At 47.0% G+C, this 16,899-nt stretch carries 18 protein-coding genes; 8 read left to right on the top strand and 10 right to left on the bottom strand.

What is annotated here, in order from left to right; all coding sequences use genetic code 11:
* Positions 1 to 5: 5 nt before the first annotated feature.
* The 5 genes from U9J37_RS17090 to U9J37_RS17110 all read left to right on the top strand — a co-directional run bounded on the left by U9J37_RS17090 (position 6) and on the right by U9J37_RS17110 (position 4,103).
* The gene (locus U9J37_RS17090; RefSeq protein ID WP_043887168.1) at positions 6 to 1,193 is read left to right on the top strand and encodes a beta-ketoacyl-[acyl-carrier-protein] synthase family protein; all 1,188 of its coding nucleotides are present in this window, start codon (positions 6 to 8) and stop codon (positions 1,191 to 1,193) included.
* Complete coding sequence (locus tag U9J37_RS17095) at positions 1,186 to 1,650, top strand: hotdog family protein (RefSeq protein WP_038187646.1); 465 nt, start codon at positions 1,186 to 1,188, stop codon at positions 1,648 to 1,650. The genes U9J37_RS17090 and U9J37_RS17095 overlap by 8 nt, the downstream gene beginning before the upstream one ends.
* Positions 1,647 to 2,372, top strand: a complete 726-nt coding sequence (locus U9J37_RS17100; RefSeq protein WP_005473941.1) for a 3-ketoacyl-ACP reductase FabG2 — start codon at positions 1,647 to 1,649, stop codon at positions 2,370 to 2,372. Before U9J37_RS17095 ends, U9J37_RS17100 begins: the two co-directional genes overlap by 4 nt.
* Positions 2,369 to 3,595 (top strand): beta-ketoacyl-ACP synthase, encoded by a 1,227-nt coding sequence (locus tag U9J37_RS17105; RefSeq protein WP_005474009.1) that lies wholly within the window; start codon positions 2,369 to 2,371, stop codon positions 3,593 to 3,595. Before U9J37_RS17100 ends, U9J37_RS17105 begins: the two co-directional genes overlap by 4 nt.
* A gap of 295 nt (positions 3,596 to 3,890) precedes the next feature.
* Positions 3,891 to 4,103, top strand: coding sequence for a transcription antiterminator/RNA stability regulator CspE (locus tag U9J37_RS17110; protein WP_005473978.1), 213 nt, complete (start codon positions 3,891 to 3,893; stop codon positions 4,101 to 4,103).
* Between the two features lie 180 nt (positions 4,104 to 4,283).
* Here the strand turns inward: U9J37_RS17110 and U9J37_RS17115 are convergent, their stop codons facing one another.
* Complete coding sequence (locus tag U9J37_RS17115) at positions 4,284 to 4,805, bottom strand: DUF2058 domain-containing protein (protein WP_005473973.1); 522 nt, start codon at positions 4,803 to 4,805, stop codon at positions 4,284 to 4,286.
* A gap of 288 nt (positions 4,806 to 5,093) precedes the next feature.
* Here U9J37_RS17115 and speA point away from each other — a divergent pair, with 288 nt between their 5' ends.
* Together speA and speB are read left to right on the top strand one after the other, a co-directional pair.
* A complete protein-coding gene (gene speA / locus U9J37_RS17120) occupies positions 5,094 to 7,004 on the top strand; it encodes an arginine decarboxylase (RefSeq protein WP_005474003.1) in 1,911 nt (636 codons plus the stop codon).
* A complete protein-coding gene (gene speB / locus U9J37_RS17125; RefSeq protein WP_038135828.1) occupies positions 7,005 to 7,931 on the top strand; it encodes an agmatinase in 927 nt (308 codons plus the stop codon).
* Positions 7,932 to 7,998: 67 nt separating this feature from the next.
* Here speB and U9J37_RS17130 read toward each other — a convergent pair whose 3' ends face one another.
* The 5 genes from U9J37_RS17130 to U9J37_RS17150 all read right to left on the bottom strand — a co-directional run bounded on the left by U9J37_RS17130 (position 7,999) and on the right by U9J37_RS17150 (position 13,840).
* Positions 7,999 to 8,595 carry a hypothetical protein gene (locus U9J37_RS17130; protein WP_005473949.1) on the bottom strand — a complete coding sequence of 199 codons (597 nt, stop codon included), beginning with the start codon at positions 8,593 to 8,595 and terminating at the stop codon, positions 7,999 to 8,001.
* A gap of 114 nt (positions 8,596 to 8,709) precedes the next feature.
* Entirely contained in the window at positions 8,710 to 10,098 is a 1,389-nt protein-coding gene (locus U9J37_RS17135) for an SLC13 family permease (RefSeq protein ID WP_043887169.1), read from the bottom strand.
* 159 nt (positions 10,099 to 10,257) lie between these two features.
* A complete protein-coding gene (locus U9J37_RS17140) occupies positions 10,258 to 11,109 on the bottom strand; it encodes an alpha/beta fold hydrolase (protein ID WP_005473939.1) in 852 nt (283 codons plus the stop codon).
* Positions 11,110 to 11,213: 104 nt separating this feature from the next.
* Positions 11,214 to 11,801: a TetR/AcrR family transcriptional regulator gene (locus U9J37_RS17145; protein WP_005473968.1), complete on the bottom strand. Its 588-nt coding sequence runs from the start codon at positions 11,799 to 11,801 to the stop codon at positions 11,214 to 11,216.
* Between the two features lie 89 nt (positions 11,802 to 11,890).
* Positions 11,891 to 13,840, bottom strand: a complete 1,950-nt coding sequence (locus U9J37_RS17150; RefSeq protein WP_005473986.1) for a HAMP domain-containing methyl-accepting chemotaxis protein — start codon at positions 13,838 to 13,840, stop codon at positions 11,891 to 11,893.
* A gap of 255 nt (positions 13,841 to 14,095) precedes the next feature.
* Here U9J37_RS17150 and U9J37_RS17155 point away from each other — a divergent pair, with 255 nt between their 5' ends.
* Positions 14,096 to 15,118 carry an acyltransferase gene (locus U9J37_RS17155; protein WP_005473907.1) on the top strand — a complete coding sequence of 341 codons (1,023 nt, stop codon included), beginning with the start codon at positions 14,096 to 14,098 and terminating at the stop codon, positions 15,116 to 15,118.
* Here U9J37_RS17155 and U9J37_RS17160 read toward each other — a convergent pair.
* The 4 genes from U9J37_RS17160 to U9J37_RS17175 form a co-directional block, all read right to left on the bottom strand.
* A complete protein-coding gene (locus U9J37_RS17160; RefSeq protein ID WP_005473909.1) occupies positions 15,111 to 15,497 on the bottom strand; it encodes an MAPEG family protein in 387 nt (128 codons plus the stop codon). The two genes, U9J37_RS17155 and U9J37_RS17160, sit on opposite strands and share 8 nt — an antisense overlap.
* A gap of 150 nt (positions 15,498 to 15,647) precedes the next feature.
* A complete protein-coding gene (locus U9J37_RS17165) occupies positions 15,648 to 15,944 on the bottom strand; it encodes an ArsR/SmtB family transcription factor (RefSeq protein ID WP_005473959.1) in 297 nt (98 codons plus the stop codon).
* A 100-nt stretch (positions 15,945 to 16,044) separates the two neighbouring features.
* Entirely contained in the window at positions 16,045 to 16,194 is a 150-nt protein-coding gene (locus U9J37_RS17170) for a hypothetical protein (protein WP_005473930.1), read from the bottom strand.
* Positions 16,195 to 16,297: 103 nt separating this feature from the next.
* A complete protein-coding gene (locus U9J37_RS17175; protein WP_083794677.1) occupies positions 16,298 to 16,489 on the bottom strand; it encodes a DUF1289 domain-containing protein in 192 nt (63 codons plus the stop codon).
* Between the last annotated feature and the right edge of the window lie 410 nt (positions 16,490 to 16,899).

The following is a 16,899-nucleotide window of genomic DNA, read 5'->3' on the forward strand; positions in this document are numbered from 1 at the left end:
TTAGCATGACAACACGCGCTTCCTCACCTGTTTATATTCAAGACTGTGGCTTCCACTCCGCGATGGGAAGTGAGCACCAGCACATTCACCAGTGTCTATTGGGCGAAAGAGGGTCCAATATGGTGCGAGATAACGACATCCTGAATACTCAACGCTCAACCTACGTAGGACGAGTGGCGGAGTCCCTTCCGCCCCTTCCAGAGTCGCTGTGCACATACAACACTCGAAATAACCGTCTCGCCCTCTCTGCGCTTATGCAGATTGAGCCAAGTGTCAAACGCGCAATTGAGCAATACGGCAAGCAAAGAGTTGCCGTGGTGGTGGGTACAAGTACATCAGGCATCTCAGACGGTGAAATGGCAATCGCGCATAAAGGGCAACATGACAAGTTCCCCGACCATTTCCACTACAGCCAACAAGAGCTGGGCAACAGCAGTGATTTTGTTGCGCGCTACTTTGGTTTAGAAGGCCCATACTACTCGATCTCTACGGCGTGTTCGTCGAGTGGTCGCGTCTTCATCAGTGCTAAACAACTGCTTGAGAGCGGCATTGTCGATGCTGTTATCGTCGGTGGTGTCGATACCGTCTGCAAACTCACCTTAAACGGTTTTAATGGCCTAGAAGCGCTGTCAGACCAACTTTGTCGTCCATTTGATGCGCAGCGTAACGGCATTAATATCGGAGAGTCGGCGGCCTTTATGCTGCTAAGTCGCCAACCGACAGACATCGCCTTACTTGGCGTCGGTGACAGCTCTGATGCTCACCATATTTCTGCGCCGCACCCAGAAGGCAATGGCGCAGAACAAGCCATGAGCAAAGCCCTAAAAGACGCAGGACTTACGCCCAATGACATTGGTTACATCAACGCTCACGGCACAGCGACTCCGCTCAATGACAGCATGGAAAGCAAAGCCATCTATCGCCTATTTGGCCAATCGGTACCGGTGAGTTCCACCAAGCCGCTGACAGGCCATACTCTAGGCGCCGCAAGTGCAACGGAAGCCGCCATCGCATGGCACCTTTTAAAATACGATCTACCACTGCCAAAGCAGCACTGCCAAGACAAAGCCACCGATATCGACGTTTCATTGGTCGAAAGTTTGGCTAAACTCGAAGGCAAAGCCATTTTAAGTAACTCTTTTGCTTTTGGCGGTAACAATATTAGCCTCATATTCGGTTACACCCATGACTAGCTATCCTTGTATCTCGCAACTACTCCCACATGATGAGCCCATGATCTTGATTGATCAGGCTATCGATATTCAGCAAGACTCCATTCATTGCCAGGTTGACATTGGACCGAAAAATCCCTTCTTTGATACTCAGTCAAAGACGGTTCCAGCTTATGTTGGTATCGAGTTTATGGCGCAATCTATCGCCGCATGGTCTGGATATCACGCCATGAAGAAAGGCGAGCAACCGCCGATCGGTTTTTTACTCGGCAGCCGTCGCTACACCTCTCACTGTGACACGTTTCAAGCAGGTTCACGTTTGGATATGTACGCTGAGCAAATGATGGAAGACAACGGCATGGCGGTATTTTCCGCTCGTATAGAAATCGACAGCCAAGTTGTCGCCAGTTGTCAGCTAAACGTTTACGTTCCATCCCAAGAAAAATTAGAAGAAATGAAAACTAGGAGTCAATTATGACCCGAAATGTCTTAGTCACCGGTGCCAGTAAAGGTATCGGCAAGGCAATTGCCATCCAACTTGCAAAGGATGGGTTTACTATTGCAGTTCATTATATGGGCGACCAGAACGGTGCTCAGCAGACCTTAGATACCATTATTGAAAATGGCGGTAGCGGCCGTCTTATTCAATTTGATATCAGCAACCGTGAAGAGTGCCGCGAAAAGCTAGAAGCAGACATCGCGGCTAATGGCGCATACTACGGTGTGGTTAACAACGCAGGCATTACCCGTGATACCGCCTTCCCAGCGATGACGGAAGAAGAGTGGGATGGCGTGATCCACACCAACTTGGATAGCTTCTACAACGTTTTACACCCATGCGTGATGCCAATGGTACAAAAACGCAAAGGCGGACGAATCGTGACGCTTGCGTCCGTGTCTGGCCTTATGGGCAATCGTGGTCAAACCAACTACAGTGCCGCGAAAGCCGGTGTTATCGGTGCGACCAAATCCCTCGCATTAGAGTTGGCTAAACGCAAAATCACCGTCAACTGCGTCGCACCCGGCCTCATTGACACGGGAATGGTCGATGAGCATGTCAAAGAGCACGCAATGCCGCAAATCCCTCTTCGTCGAATGGGCGAACCGGAAGAAGTCGCAGGCCTTGTTAGTTACTTAATGTCTGACATTGCTGGTTATGTGACGCGCCAAGTCATCTCTGTAAATGGAGGCTTAGTATGAGTCGTCGCGTAGTAGTGACAGGCATGTCGGGCGTCACGGCCTTCGGTAATGATTGGAACAGCATCGAGCCAAAGCTGCGCGCATGCGAAAATGCCACTCAATACATGCCCTCTTATGAGCAGTACGAAGGTTTAAATACCAAATTGGCAGCCCCCGTTGACCACTTTGAGCTTCCTAAACACTACAAAAGAAAGCAAGTCCGTGGAATGGGGCGCGTTTCTAAACTCGCAACCGTTGCGACAGAAAACGCACTGAACCAAGCAGGATTAATCGGTCACGACGTATTAACCAACGGCCAAACGGGTATTGCTTACGGCTCATCAACGGGCAGTACCGATGCAATCGGCGCTTTTGGTGTCATGCTCAATGAGAAAACAACCAAAGCAATCACCGCAACGACCTACGTACAAATGATGCCGCACACGACCGCGGTTAATGTTGGCTTGTTCTTTGGTCTAAAAGGCCGAGTGATTCCGACCAGCAGCGCGTGTACCTCTGGTAGCCAAGCCATTGGATATGCGTATGAAGCGATCAAACACGGTTATCAAACGGTGATGGTTGCCGGTGGTGGCGAAGAACTCTGCCCAACAGAATCCGCCGTTTTCGATACGCTGTTTGCGACCAGCCTGAAAAACGAATCTCCAAAGTCGACCCCACGTCCGTACGACGCAGGTCGAGATGGTCTCGTGATTGGTGAAGGCGCAGGAACCTTAGTGCTCGAGGAATATGAGCATGCCGTGGCGCGCGGGGCAAAGATTTACGCTGAAATCGTCGGATTTGCCAGCAATTGCGATGCCGCCCACGTGACACAGCCTCAAATGGAAACCATGCAAATCTGTATGGAAATGGCGCTACAAGATGCGGGCATTGAGCCTGAAAAGATTGATTATGTCTCTGCCCACGGCACGGCAACCGATCGTGGCGACATTGCAGAAAGCAATGCCACCGCTAATGCACTAGGTAAAGTGCCAATCAGCTCTTTGAAGAGTTATTTTGGCCATACGTTGGGAGCTTGCGGCGCAATCGAAGCATGGCTGAGCCTAGAGATGATGCACACAGGTTGGTTTAGCCCAACATTAAATCTCGAAACATTGGATGAACAATGCGGTCATTTGGACTATATTACAGGTGCAGGCCGCGAATTAGAGGTCGAATACCTCATGAGCAATAATTTTGCTTTTGGTGGTATTAATACGTCTATCATCTTTAAAAAGTTAGCGTGATAACTCACTTTTTCTTATTGATGACGTACTTATAGAGGAAGGGGCTTATTGCCGAATTCGATCACGAATATGGTCAATCTGGAAAATAAGCCTTTACTCCTCTGAGGCGCTGACATACTATTGCGTCGCTCTGTTATTCAGGGTTATTAGTGAAACTCAAGTAAAAGTAAATCATTCAGAATGTTCGCATTCTGCTGCAGTACAGTTAGATTTTCCCTTAGCTTCATAGTTACATTTAATAGTTCAATTTTTCAGCGCACCAAACATTTAATTAAACTTATACAAGGGACACATCATGTCTAACAAAACTACTGGCACAGTAAAATGGTTTAACGAAGAGAAAGGCTTCGGTTTCATCACTCAAGAAAACGGCGGTGCTGACGTATTCGTACACTTCCGCGCTATCACTGGCGAAGGCTTCAAAACTCTAGCTGAAGGCCAAAAGGTTGCTTTCGAAGTTGAGCAAGGCCAAAAAGGTCCTCAAGCTGCTAACGTTGAAGTACTATAATTTTAGATTGACTCAAGCGTCAATTTTCTAAGATTTCAAAAACCAGCCCAAGTGGCTGGTTTTTTTATGCTTTGCATTCTACGAACCTCTCGTTCATACCCCTCGCACCACTTTATCCATCTGTAAGCAAAAAAAACGCCCTGCCAATGCAGAGCGCTGTATAAACCTATCTTGCTGCTATTACCACATCAGGTCATCTGGCACGACGAAATCTGCGTACGGGTCATCTTCCGCAGGCATATCCTCCGCTGGGGCGTTTTGCTCGATGATCACGCTCTCATCGCGCAGAGCAATCTTCTTCGCTACGCTGCTAGGGATAACGACATAGGTATCGTCTGTACGCGCAATCGATAGAACTCCCTTCGCTAGCTGATCACGCGTCAATGGCTCAACGTAAAGCGCTTTAACAAGTGTTCCATCGGTAAAGTTGTATTTAATCTCACCCTCTTTCTGTTCGATGGTGTTCATCGCGATAAGCTGTTTAATTTGCGCTTTGATCTCTTTGGATAGACGCTGCTCTTTCTGCTCTTCACTCAGCGCCTTGTCACGCTCTTGCTGTAAGCGTTTGTTTTCTTCAACAGCTGCTTTAACTTCGCGCGCTTGGACACGAGATTTCTTCGAGCCTTTCTTCGCTTTTTTGAGTTTTTTCTCGTTCACTAAGCCTGCTTTTAGCATCTGCTCTTGAAGTGTCAGTTTTGCCATGGTTCTTCCAAAGGTAATCAATTTGCGTCCATTTTAGCGGTTCAACTAACGCAAATAAAGGTTGATAGCCGCATTCCCACTTCTGATTTATGCCGATTCAATCATAATTTTTATCTATATAAGCTTGGCTATCTTTTCGACAAAATTAATTTGTTAGACTCTGACGCCTTTTTGTCCGTTAATGCGCTCAACCCGGCCAAAAGCGTCCCTTGACTCCCGCCGTGTTAGGTATGACTTCAGGTTCTTCTGATTCATGTTTCACTCTCCTTATTCTTTGAGAGACTAGACGTGGAAAATATTTCCAAACTCGATCGTGTTCGCGCGGACTACAACGTACATTACTGGAGCCAAGGCTTCTATGGCATTGATAATCAGGGCGAAGTGTATGTATCGCCTCGTTGCGACCAATCGCACCAGATTCCGCTCAGTAATATCGTTTCAAAGCTGGAAGAGCAGCAACTTAACTTGCCTGTACTGGTTCGATTTCCTCAGATCTTGCACCAACGCGTGCATGGCATTTGTGATGCGTTTAACCAAGCGATCGACGAGTATCAATACACGAACAACTACTTACTGGTTTACCCAATTAAGGTGAACCAACAAAAAGAAGTCGTCGATGAGATTTTGGAAAGCCAAGCACAGTTAGAAACCAAACAGCTAGGACTGGAAGCAGGCAGCAAACCTGAGCTTCTCGCGGTATTGGCTCTCGCACAAAAAGCGAGCTCCGTCATCGTGTGTAACGGTTACAAAGACCGCGAATATGTTCGCTTGGCGCTGATTGGTGAAAAGCTTGGACATAAGGTCTTTATCGTACTTGAGAAGTTATCCGAGCTTGATCTTGTGCTTAAAGAAGCGAAAAGCCTAGGAGTGAAACCGCGCATGGGGATTCGTATTCGCCTTGCGTCACAAGGTGCAGGAAAATGGCAATCCAGCGGTGGTGAAAAGTCCAAATTTGGTTTGGCCGCGTCTCAAGTTCTGACTGTGATTGACCGTTTAAGAGAAGAAGACCAACTCGATGCATTGCAGTTAGTACATTTCCACCTAGGCTCTCAAATGGCCAACATTCGCGATATTCGCAATGGTGTGAATGAGTCTGCACGATTCTACTGCGAACTACGTGGCATGGGCGCCGACATCCAGTTCTTTGATATCGGCGGCGGTCTTGCGGTTGATTATGACGGTACTCGTAGCCAGTCATCAAACTCAATGAACTACGGCTTGATTGAGTACGCTCGCAATATCGTGAGTACCGTGGGCGATGTGTGTCAGCAGTATGAGCAACCAGAACCAGTCATTATTTCTGAGTCTGGCCGTTCTTTGACTGCTCATCATGCTGTACTGATCACAAACGTTATCGGTACAGAGGCGTACCATCCTGAAAGTGTGAGTGCACCTGACGCCCATGACCCAATTTTGCTACAAAACATGTGGTCGAACTGGGAAACATTACAAAATGACAGTAATGCACGCGCACTGATTGAAATTTACAACGACACGCAAAGCGACTTAGCTGAGGTGCATTCTCAGTTCGCAATGGGATTGTTGAACTTGTACCAACGAGCATGGGCAGAACAACTTTCGCTGCGTATTTATTACGAGCTGAGTGGACAACTCAGCGCAAAAAACCGTTTCCACCGTCCAATATTGGATGAGCTGAGCGAGCGTTTAGCCGACAAGTTTTTCGTTAACTTCTCGTTGTTCCAATCGCTTCCAGACGCATGGGGCATTGATCAGGTCTTCCCTGTTCTGCCACTGTCAGGATTGGAAAATGTGGAAGATCGCCGCGCTGTGATGCTCGACATTACCTGTGACTCCGACGGTGCGATTGAGCAATACGTTGAAGGCCAAGGTATCGAGACCACATTGCCAGTACCTGCTTGGACGAAAGACAAGCCGTACTTAATGGGCTTTTTCTTGGTCGGTGCTTATCAAGAGATTCTTGGTGACATGCACAACCTATTTGGTGATACCCATAGTGCTGTGGTGACCGTCAATGAGAGCGGAGAAGCGATCATTGAACGCATCGATGAAGGCGACACGGTAGAAGACATGATGCGCTACGTGCACATTGATGTGGATAATATTCGCAGCAACTACCGTGAGCTGGTTGCAGAACGTGTTGACGCAAGCGAGCAACAAACCATACTTGAAGAATTAGAGGGTGGCCTGTCTGGTTACACCTACTTAGAGGATTTCTAAATGAATGATTTGTTTACCAAGACTGATTATTCACTCTACTCAAACTCCATGAGTTTTATGCGCAGACCATATCTGCGCAACCCTGTCTCATCAGACGCTGATCTCGTGGTACTTGGCGTGCCACTCGACATGGCGACATCGGGTCGCCCTGGTGCGCGTATGGGGCCAGATGCAATCCGCCGCGCTTCGGTTAACTTGGCGTGGGAAGGAAAGAAATTTCCATGGGACTTCAACGTATTCGACCGAGCAAAAGTCATTGATGCAGGCGATTTGGTGTTTGATTGTGGTGATGCCGAAGATTTCACTTACCGCTTAGAAGCGGCCACCAGCGAAATCCTGAAAAGCGGTAAAACCATGCTGGCGTTAGGCGGTGACCATTTCATCACTCTGCCTATTTTGCGCGCCTACGCGAAGCATCATGGAGAAATGGCGTTGATTCACTTTGACGCTCATACCGATACTTATGCCAATGGCAGCAGTTACGACCATGGCACTATGTTTTACCACGCCCCAAATGAAGGGCTAATTTCGCCAAAACATTCGGTGCAGATTGGTATTCGTACAGAGTACAAACGCGACGAACACGGATTCAACGTGATCAATGCGATGGAAGCGAACGAGCTAAGCGCTGAAGATATCGTAGCACGCATCCGAGACATCATTGGTGACAAACCTGTTTATGTCACATTCGATATTGATTGTCTTGACCCAGCGTTTGCGCCGGGCACTGGCACTCCGGTTTGCGGCGGCCTTAACTCGGACAAGGTACTTAAGATATTGCGTGCTCTTGCCGGAATTAACATTGTGGGTATGGACGTTGTCGAAGTCTCACCACCGTACGATCACAGCGACGTTACAGCGCTTGCAGGCGCCACCATTGCGTTGGAATTGATGTACGCTTGGGCATTTAATCGAGAAAGCGAGTAATCCCTTGCAACCTAAAAGCTGACGTTAATGCGTCAGCTTTTAGGTTTTTGGCGCGCTCGAACCATCATCAAGACTTGTCAGCAGAATCAACATGACGCTCTAACCGCTTTGCAATCTCTCCTTGTTGGTTGGAGATGGAGTCTAGCGCATCCGCAGTGGTTTTGATTGCGCCCGCCATCGAAGCGATGTTTTGAGTCACCGCAACCAATGACGACTGCATCGGCCGCAGAATAAACCAGCCTATCGCAGCAATCACTAACACAACCACCAATCCGATCGCCGCGACAACAAGCAATACCTTAAAACGCAGGTCATCCATAAATACCTTACTTTCATCAGAGATCGTCTGTTTAGAGCGCTCAAATGCTTGAGGCAATGACTCTACCGACACTTTCGACAAGTGCACCAACTGATTTAGATTTTCAATCGTATCGCCCAGCATTCGCTGCTGATCCGCGTTAAGGTTGTCACTTTGAGCTATTTGGCCGAGCGCGACTCCAATTTGATCCAGCGATTCGCGCGTTTGATCAATCGACCGTTCAACGCCATCAAGCTCCAGCGTCATGTTGACCTTAATGAACGACTCAGCCGATTCCTCTTTTACCACTTCAGCAAAAAGCAAACTGCTCCAAACCGCGATCAGTATCCCTATACTCCATTTCATTGGCTTTCCTCAACCCGTTATCTTTGTCGTTGCGAAAACTGCATTGAGCAATCGTACGAATCTAATCGTAAAAAAGCGAGGCCATTTGCCTCGCTTTGTTTTTATTGCGTGTTGTTAAGTCCACAAACTCAACGCGATAAAGGTTAGTGCACCAATACACGCGAGGTTCAAAATGATCCCGACTCGCATCATCTCACTTTGCTTAATGTGACCAGAGCCAAACACAATCGCGTTAGGAGGCGTGGCAACGGGCAACATAAAGGCACACGACGCCGCAACAGCGATCAATACCGATAGGACCACAGGCGACATGCCGAAGGCTTCAGCAACACTTGCAAATACCGGAATCAGTAGTGCTGCGCTGGCAGTATTACTAGCAAACTCGGTCAAGAAGACGACAAATACAGCGATGACCGCGATAATAAAGAAGATGCCTAAGTGAGCAATCATTTCACTTAAGCCATTCGCCAAGAAGACACTGGTTCCTGTCGCTTTTAATACGTTGCTCAAACAGATACCGCCACCGAACAACAGTAACACACCCCAGTCAGCGGTTTTTTCAATGTCTTTCCAGTGCACAACGCGTGCAAAATTCACCGCTACGATCGCGCCTAACGCCACAACGGTATCAAACTTGGCGTAACCGCCTAACATAGCGTTAATTGGCTTACTAAAAATCCATAAACATACGGTCGCGGCGAAGATCGCTAAGGTCACCACTTTGCCCTTATCCCAGTTGACCGCTTCTCGGTTTAGTTCAAACTGGCCATTTAAATCTGGCTTGAGTACGAAGAACAGCACCGCAATCGAAACAGGCAAGAGCACCAATGTTGTCGGCACACCAAAGCTCATCCATTCGGTAAATGTTAGGCCAACTTCAGCAGCAGCAATGGCGTTTGGTGGGCTACCTACGATAGTTGCAATACCACCAATACTGGCACTGTAAGCAATACCAAGCAGCACGAACACATAGGTCTTGTGGCCGCTTTCTGAATTCACTTTGCTTAATACGCCTAATACCAATGGCAGCATCATCGCGGTGGTTGCCGTGTTGCTGATCCACATCGAAAGCGCAGCGGTGACACCAAACAGCATAAATACCGCGACGCTCATCTTACCCTTGGCAAGAATGAGTACTTTGTCAGCAATCACCTTGTCGAGCCCTTGACGATGCATAGCCGCAGCGAGCGCAAAACCACCAAGGAACAAAAAGATGATCGAGTTGGCAAAGTTGTTCAGTGCAGTTTGGGTATCAAACACACCAAACAACACCGCAATGATGGGAACTAGGATAGCGGTGACGGTGACATGCAAGGCTTCGGTCAACCACAAAATGGCCACAAACATCAGCATGCAGATCCCAAGTACCACTTGGGGATCAAACGGGAGGGAAAAATACATGACCGCAAACAGCGCGATATTCGCCAAAATAATCATGCTGTTGCGGTTAAAAAACCATTCTCGGGTATTGCTAGGTAAAGGGACACTATCATTTCTATTCATTATTATATTTCCTTATGAGGGCCTTGTGGCATAGCAAATGATCCCACACAACCCTGCTCGGAAATATTTTTTATTGCGAATTTGTTAACCACATCAAAATCATGGTTAACAATGTTAAGTTAATGAATACTCTTGATAAGTTCCCATCAATTCTGTTGATTAAATACCGTTCAATTTATCAAAACTCTGCATCACTTCTGCACACTTCATCACTCTGCCGTGGCCCTGACCTTGAGTCGCAACTAAAGTGACATTTGGCATCTCTTCAGCGGCGCGTTGAGAGACCGAGAACTTGGTAAACTTATCGCCTTCATCATGAACAATAATAGTCGATGCAGAACGAAGTTTGAGCTTGTTGTAAGGATCGACTGATTGAATCGGATAGCGATATTCCTCTTCCACCTCAGAAACCACCGCATTGAACAAACGCATTGAATAGCCAGAGCGAGCGACGCTGCCAAATAGATTATCCAGATAGTCGAGGACAGGTGCGATCAGCAAAAATGGCTTATCCGCCAACTTCTGGTGATGGCATTCAATCGACGAAGCGGTACCCATACTATGGCCAACTAGCCCAGCAACTTCGTCAACACTATCCAGTATTGCTTCCAAGCCGTGAACAAAAGCGGGGATATGACCATAAACACCACCACTTTGCCCATGACCCGGGTGATCGTAAGCCAACGCGGTATAGCCTCGACTGGCGATGTGCTCCATCAATGGGTAGAACTGGCTGGCACTGCCTGACCAACCATGAGTCAACACCCACACAGGCCCAGAGCCAAGCTGATACGTCTTGAGCACACCTTCTTTTGAGCTGACTTCGCCTTTAACTAAGCCCGTTGGCTCTGCGTTTTTTGGCTGCGTGCGAGCAGGAGTGAGCAGCAATTTGCGCGCGGTATTTTTTGCATGCTTTGGCGCCAACGTATGATGCAGACGGGTGGTCAAGTTGACTAGGCTCTTTTTGACGCTGAACTTCTGCGAGGTGTTAAAGTAAATCTTCTCACTCATTTTGTTTTCCTTTCTTTGCCAGCCCTTACCTCTCGCAAAAGCGAACGACCGTGCTATTTTTAGTTAAATAATAAGCCAAGTAGAAATACTCAGCTTACTTTGTTCTATTTCCAGCTTTCAATCAGACGGTTAACGCCTTGCCAGAAATGCTGATAACTCGCCTCTTCTCCGTGCAATGAGTAGAAAAGGTGAGCGCTTAAATACAACCCATACAGTTCAAAGGTGGCTTGTTTAGGATCCAATTGCGAATCAAACTCACCATTCTCCACCCCTTTCGCCACCTGAATACGCAAGTACTCAACCCACGTCGCGATGGTTTTTTTCAGGACTTGTTGGGTCGGAGGTGTCTCGCACCCCGTTTCTTTCCATGCATCGAGAAACATGCAACTGCCTTGAAAAGAGTGGTTCCAGCCTAGCCAGTTATCAAGCAGCATCTTTAACTTCTGCTCGATCGATATGGCGTTGTGTTCTCTCGCCGGCGCAATCACTCTCTGAGTAAAGATATGATTTGCATGCTCTAAAACCGAAATCTGCAAGTTGTCTTTAGAGTTAAAATGAGCAAACAGACCGCTTTTCGACATCCCGCACTGCTTGGCCAATTCACCAATCGTTAGACTCTCTAAACCATTCTCACTGGCCAGCTCGAACGCCTTGGTCAAAATATTTTCTCGGGTAACTTTGCCTTTACTCATAGAACACTCTTACACAACCACCTGCTCTTTTTAGCACACTCGTACTTTTTTTCCAATAGCGAAAACCAACCAGCCTGAATACACCCAACTCAGTTTAGCGTGAAGCGTTTCACTTGCAGATCGAGATTCTGCGCCACTTCCGTTAGCTCGTTGGCGGCCACCGACACTTCCCCCACTGATTGGCTGTTCTGAGTGGATATTTCATTGGTTTCTTGTACGCTGCCACTGACATTGTTCGCCACCAAGCTCTGCTCCTCAACCGCTGCCGCGATTTGCAAGTTCAGCTCATTAAGCTCAAAAATGGAGTCTTTGATCGCTTGGAGTTTGTCGGTCGCTGAAATCGCACGCTGAGACGTTTCAAGTACCCGATCGTGGCTGCCCGTAATCGAGTTTGTCGCGGATTCTGCACCCGCTTGCAAGTTGGTAATCAAAGTTTCAATTTGATGGGTCGCTTCTTGTGTGCGCTGCGCCAGCGTTCGAACTTCATCAGCAACAACAGCGAAACCTCTTCCCTGATCTCCTGCTCTCGCGGCTTCAATAGCAGCATTTAATGCAAGCAGATTGGTTTGCTCAGCAACGCCTCGAATCGTTTCGAGAATCGAGCCAATATTGATTGACTCCTGATAGAGCCCTTGAATCTGCTCAACACTTGCTGTCATTTCGTTCTCTATGACTCGAATATCTTGCAAGGTTTGCCCAACGACACTCAAACTCTCCTCCGCATTAAATGTGGCTTGCTGGGTAAAGTTTGCGGCGCCCTGTGCGCTGGTTGATATTTCTAGCGTACTTGCAGACAGTTGCTCCACTGCGGTCGCGATTGAATCCATCTCCTGCTTCAAAGCCTGAGAAGACTCACTCGTGGTACTGGTGATTTGGGATAACTCCTCTGACATGACACCCGCACGACTGCTAGACGTCGCCACTTCGCTGATGATGTCTCGCAACGAGAGGATCGTCACTTGCATATCATTGAGCAATTCGCCGAGCTCATCTTTGCTATTGCTTTCTATCTTAATCGCCAAGTTGCCATTGGATAAGTGCTGAGACACCACCTTCACCCGTGCAATGCCTTGCAAAATGGAGTGACGAACCCACACAGCAAACGCCACCCCAATCATAATGGCAGCGGCAGATGCGAGGAAAATAGCTGTCACCGTCTGCTCTTTTCGCTCTTGCAGTTGAGGGATGAGCTTATCTTGCTGAGCGATCGCGGTGTATTTGATTTCTTCAAGCTGTTGCGAAATATCTTCACCGAGTTGAATCAATGCTCGACTCAAGACTTGCTCTTGCTCCTTAAGCATCACGACATGCTCAAAATCTTGGTTGTATTTTTCTCGCTCGCCCTGATAAGTAGACAATAACGATTGCTGCTTGTCGGTCACTAAGTATTTTTTGAGCGCGGCCTCCGCTTCAGGGAGCTGCTGATTAAGATAACGACGAGGAGTCTCTAACGGTGTTTTTTGCGGATCTTGAAGGAAATTTGATACGGAAATTTTGGCGAACAAGAAGGTCTCCATCAATATCGCGGAGTAATACTCAATATCAGCATCACCGCTGTTGTGCGCGTCTTCCAGCAACGACTCGATGGCAATGAGGGCCACTTTTTCTTGCTCACGCATCGTGCCATTCAAAGAAGCATCAAACTCATGGACTTCCTTCTGCAACAGATCGAAGTTGCGAGCGTAATCCGCCACTTCAACTTTAATTTTTGCTAAATGACGCAAACTCTCTTCATCATGAAGGTACGCTTCCAAGTCAAAAAGCAGAGTATTGGTCCGATCCAAGCGTTTGTTAAATGCCTGCATGTACTTATCATCGTGGGTTGCAAGAAACTCATTCACCCCTAGGCGCGTTTGCAACATATTCGCTTGGACTTGGCCAATGAGAGTCGTTTCTTTCGATAATTTGCTAAAGGTTTTAAAACTTGAACTGGCATTTTGCATGCCTTGATAGCTGACATACGCCGAGATACCAAAGCAGATAAAACATGCCAAAAACGCGATGATGATTTTTGTACTGATCTTAATTCCGTTTACCATCTTGCTCTCCAAGTTGCCTTTTCCTATGTCAACTCCACCAGCTAATGAATACCTGTAACAAAAGCATTCACACCACTTATCACAATGATTAGCAACAATATTTTATTGATAACGAGGCCGGTGACAAAAAAGGGATACGCCTCTCAAATCCGCTAAGAAGTGCTGTTTGCATCCACATAAAACCTCATCCAAATCATGATTCTTCGGCAAAAGAGTTGTTATCTTTCGCCACTCTGTTTCCATAAAAAGTCACTTATGAATAACGATAAAATCATCAGTATCGAGTTTGGCCGCGTCGTCGCTATACTCGCGATCGTCGCAATGCACTGCCAAATGTTTCTCACTTATTGGCAGTTTGACGGCACACCTTGGCTGGGCTTCATCTTCAACCAAACCACTCGATTTGCGGTGCCCCTTTTCTTTCTAATTTCTGGCTACTTGATTCAACCTAAGTTAATCGTAGACCCTATCTCGACGTTGAAACAGTACCTCACCCCATTACTGAGGATTTTTGTTGTTTGGAGCATCATTTGTTTGCTGATGCCGTTCAACCTTCAGCGAGTCGCAGAGCAAGGCTACCTAGCAGAACGTGAAGGATATTGGCAATTTTTAGCGGCAACGCCACTTAACTCTGTTTTGGAAGGGGGATTGGTTCACCTGTGGTTTATTCCTGCTCTTATGTTTGCCGCGCTTATCGCAGGTGTACTCGCCAAGGTGAACAAAACGACGTGGTTATTGCCGATCGGCGCAATCCTATACGTATATGGCGTGCTCGGCGGTAGCTATCAAAACCTGACCGAGCTATGGACCCCGTTCTTTACTCGTAACGGTCCATTCTTTAGTTCATTGTTGTTCGCCATTGGTTTTGCCATCCGTCAACACAGCATATCCGTTAGCGCAAGACACGCCGCCTTATTGGCATTTGTCGGCATGATGATTCATTTTGGTGAGGCAGCGTGGCTCTATCAGTTTGATCAACCGTTCAACGCTAACGATTTTCTTTTTGGTACAGCTTTGTGGGGAACAGGCTGTTTTCTTTGGTTATTGGCAAAGCCTGAGCTTGGAAAAGATCGACGAATCACGTCGCTGTCAAAGTTCGTACTGCCCATCTATGTAGCGCACTTACCTGTCATAATCTTGATGATGAACGTTGCACGATACTATGAGATTACCGACCTTGCCAAAGATGGCTTAGTACTGTTCGGGACGCTCATCACAACGCTCATTTTGGTGGTTGGCTTATCAAAAACACCGCTTTATCGCTGGTTATTTAGATAATTCGCTCATATGGCAAGTAGACTAAGTTAAGTATGATTAAGCCGACAATGACAAGAAAGGTGAGCTTCATACCAGTGATGCGTCCTTTCAATTTGTCGGCAAGAATACTTTTCGCGTGAAGGATGCGCCCAAGAACAAAGAGCGTGCCAAATAGATGAATGAGCCAAACAGACGCCCCATTGTATTCGACCATAGCCATCAGTATTAAGGTAATGGGAACATAATCAACCGCATTGCCATGAGCACTGCGTGCGACTTGCAACGCGTCCACACCGCCATCGGCATATTTTATTTGTGCTTTGCGACGCTGTTTGATGACTTCAATCGAAAGCCAAATCATCAAACCAGCCAATATTGAAGCGTAAAGTGCTGTAACCATAGTCAACGTCCTCTGTTGTGTGAGTGTCCAATAAATCACAAAAACGCCTCGCTGAACAGCGAGGCGTTACTGGGTAGCTTGTTAAACTAATCACACTCAGTGCCACAAAGTATCAAATACTTGCCTGTTTCCACCGTTGTCTAAAAGGGGTTACTTTCCTTTTGCATCGGCGCAGCACTCGGCGCGCAAAAAGCCAATCACACCCTCAAGGCATTGATACTCTGCAACGCAGTAAAGGGTACGACCTTCGCGACGCTGGCTGATTAAACCCGCTGACGCCAAACTCGAGATATGATGGGAAAGGGTAGAGCCTGGAATGGCCATTTTTTCTTGCACTGCACCAACCGCAACACCTTGATGGCCTGCTTTGACGACGGTTTTATAGATAGATAGCCGCGTTGGGTGGCCCAGCTCTTTTAATGCTTTCGCGACAGCGTCGAGTTCCATAGTCACTCCAAATAATCGTATATTTCCAGATTAATCGAAGTGTCTATTGAGTGCAACACCCCAAGAAAGTCAGGGATGTAGAGAAACTACGCAAATCAGATTAATACCAACCCATCAGTATCGAGCTAACTAGAATTCCAATCATAAAACTTGGGGTATGAAAGGACTCTGAGGATGTTCGATAGTACTCTTTTTGCGCTTCTTCTTGATAGCTCTTGATCGCCAACTCTTTTACATAATTGTTCTGCATAATTCTCACTCCTTGTTGATTTAACAACAGGATAAAACCTCAAGTTAACTTTAGGTAAAGCGTTATTTTGCTTTTTTGTTGGCGGCGACATCGGCCCAGTAGGTTAAGAGAAAGGGTGTGATTTTTGACGTCGTTTTCGACATAAAGACAGGGTGTGCTTTTGTTGAACCTGAGTCATCTGATTCCAACCCAAGATTTCCTTTAGGGTACGAAAACAGCCAAGGCAAACATCATCGTCATCAAGACAACAATTTCGCACACAAGGGTTGGTCATTTTGGTTTCACGCAACGACATCGGTTTCCCAATAAAGTCTTAAGTCACTGCCTAAGTGTAGTCATATTTGCGATGACTAGGGTCTGTTGATCTTTCGAGCTGATTTTTGCAGCTGTTTGTGGGAAATTTCTATTTCTTTATAAACAAGAGCAGACAGGGGCTTTGAAGTGTAGCTAGCCTACATGAAAAGCCGATAACGCAGTAGAAATGACCCACAAACGCTGCCCGAAGGGTTCGGCTAAAATCGTTTTATGCTTTGTTAAGGGGTATTTACTTAGAATGCTAGGCTACATACCCCTTGCCGCGCCTAAAACGATTTTATCTCGAACAAAATTTAACCGCGAAAGGTCAACAGACCCTAATTACCTAGCCAACAATGGCTCGCCATGACTCGATGCTTTTATTTCGACATTTATAGAAATAAATATTGA

Source organism: Vibrio sp. 16 (assembly GCF_963681195.1).
GTDB classification, from domain to species: domain Bacteria; phylum Pseudomonadota; class Gammaproteobacteria; order Enterobacterales; family Vibrionaceae; genus Vibrio; species Vibrio sinaloensis_D.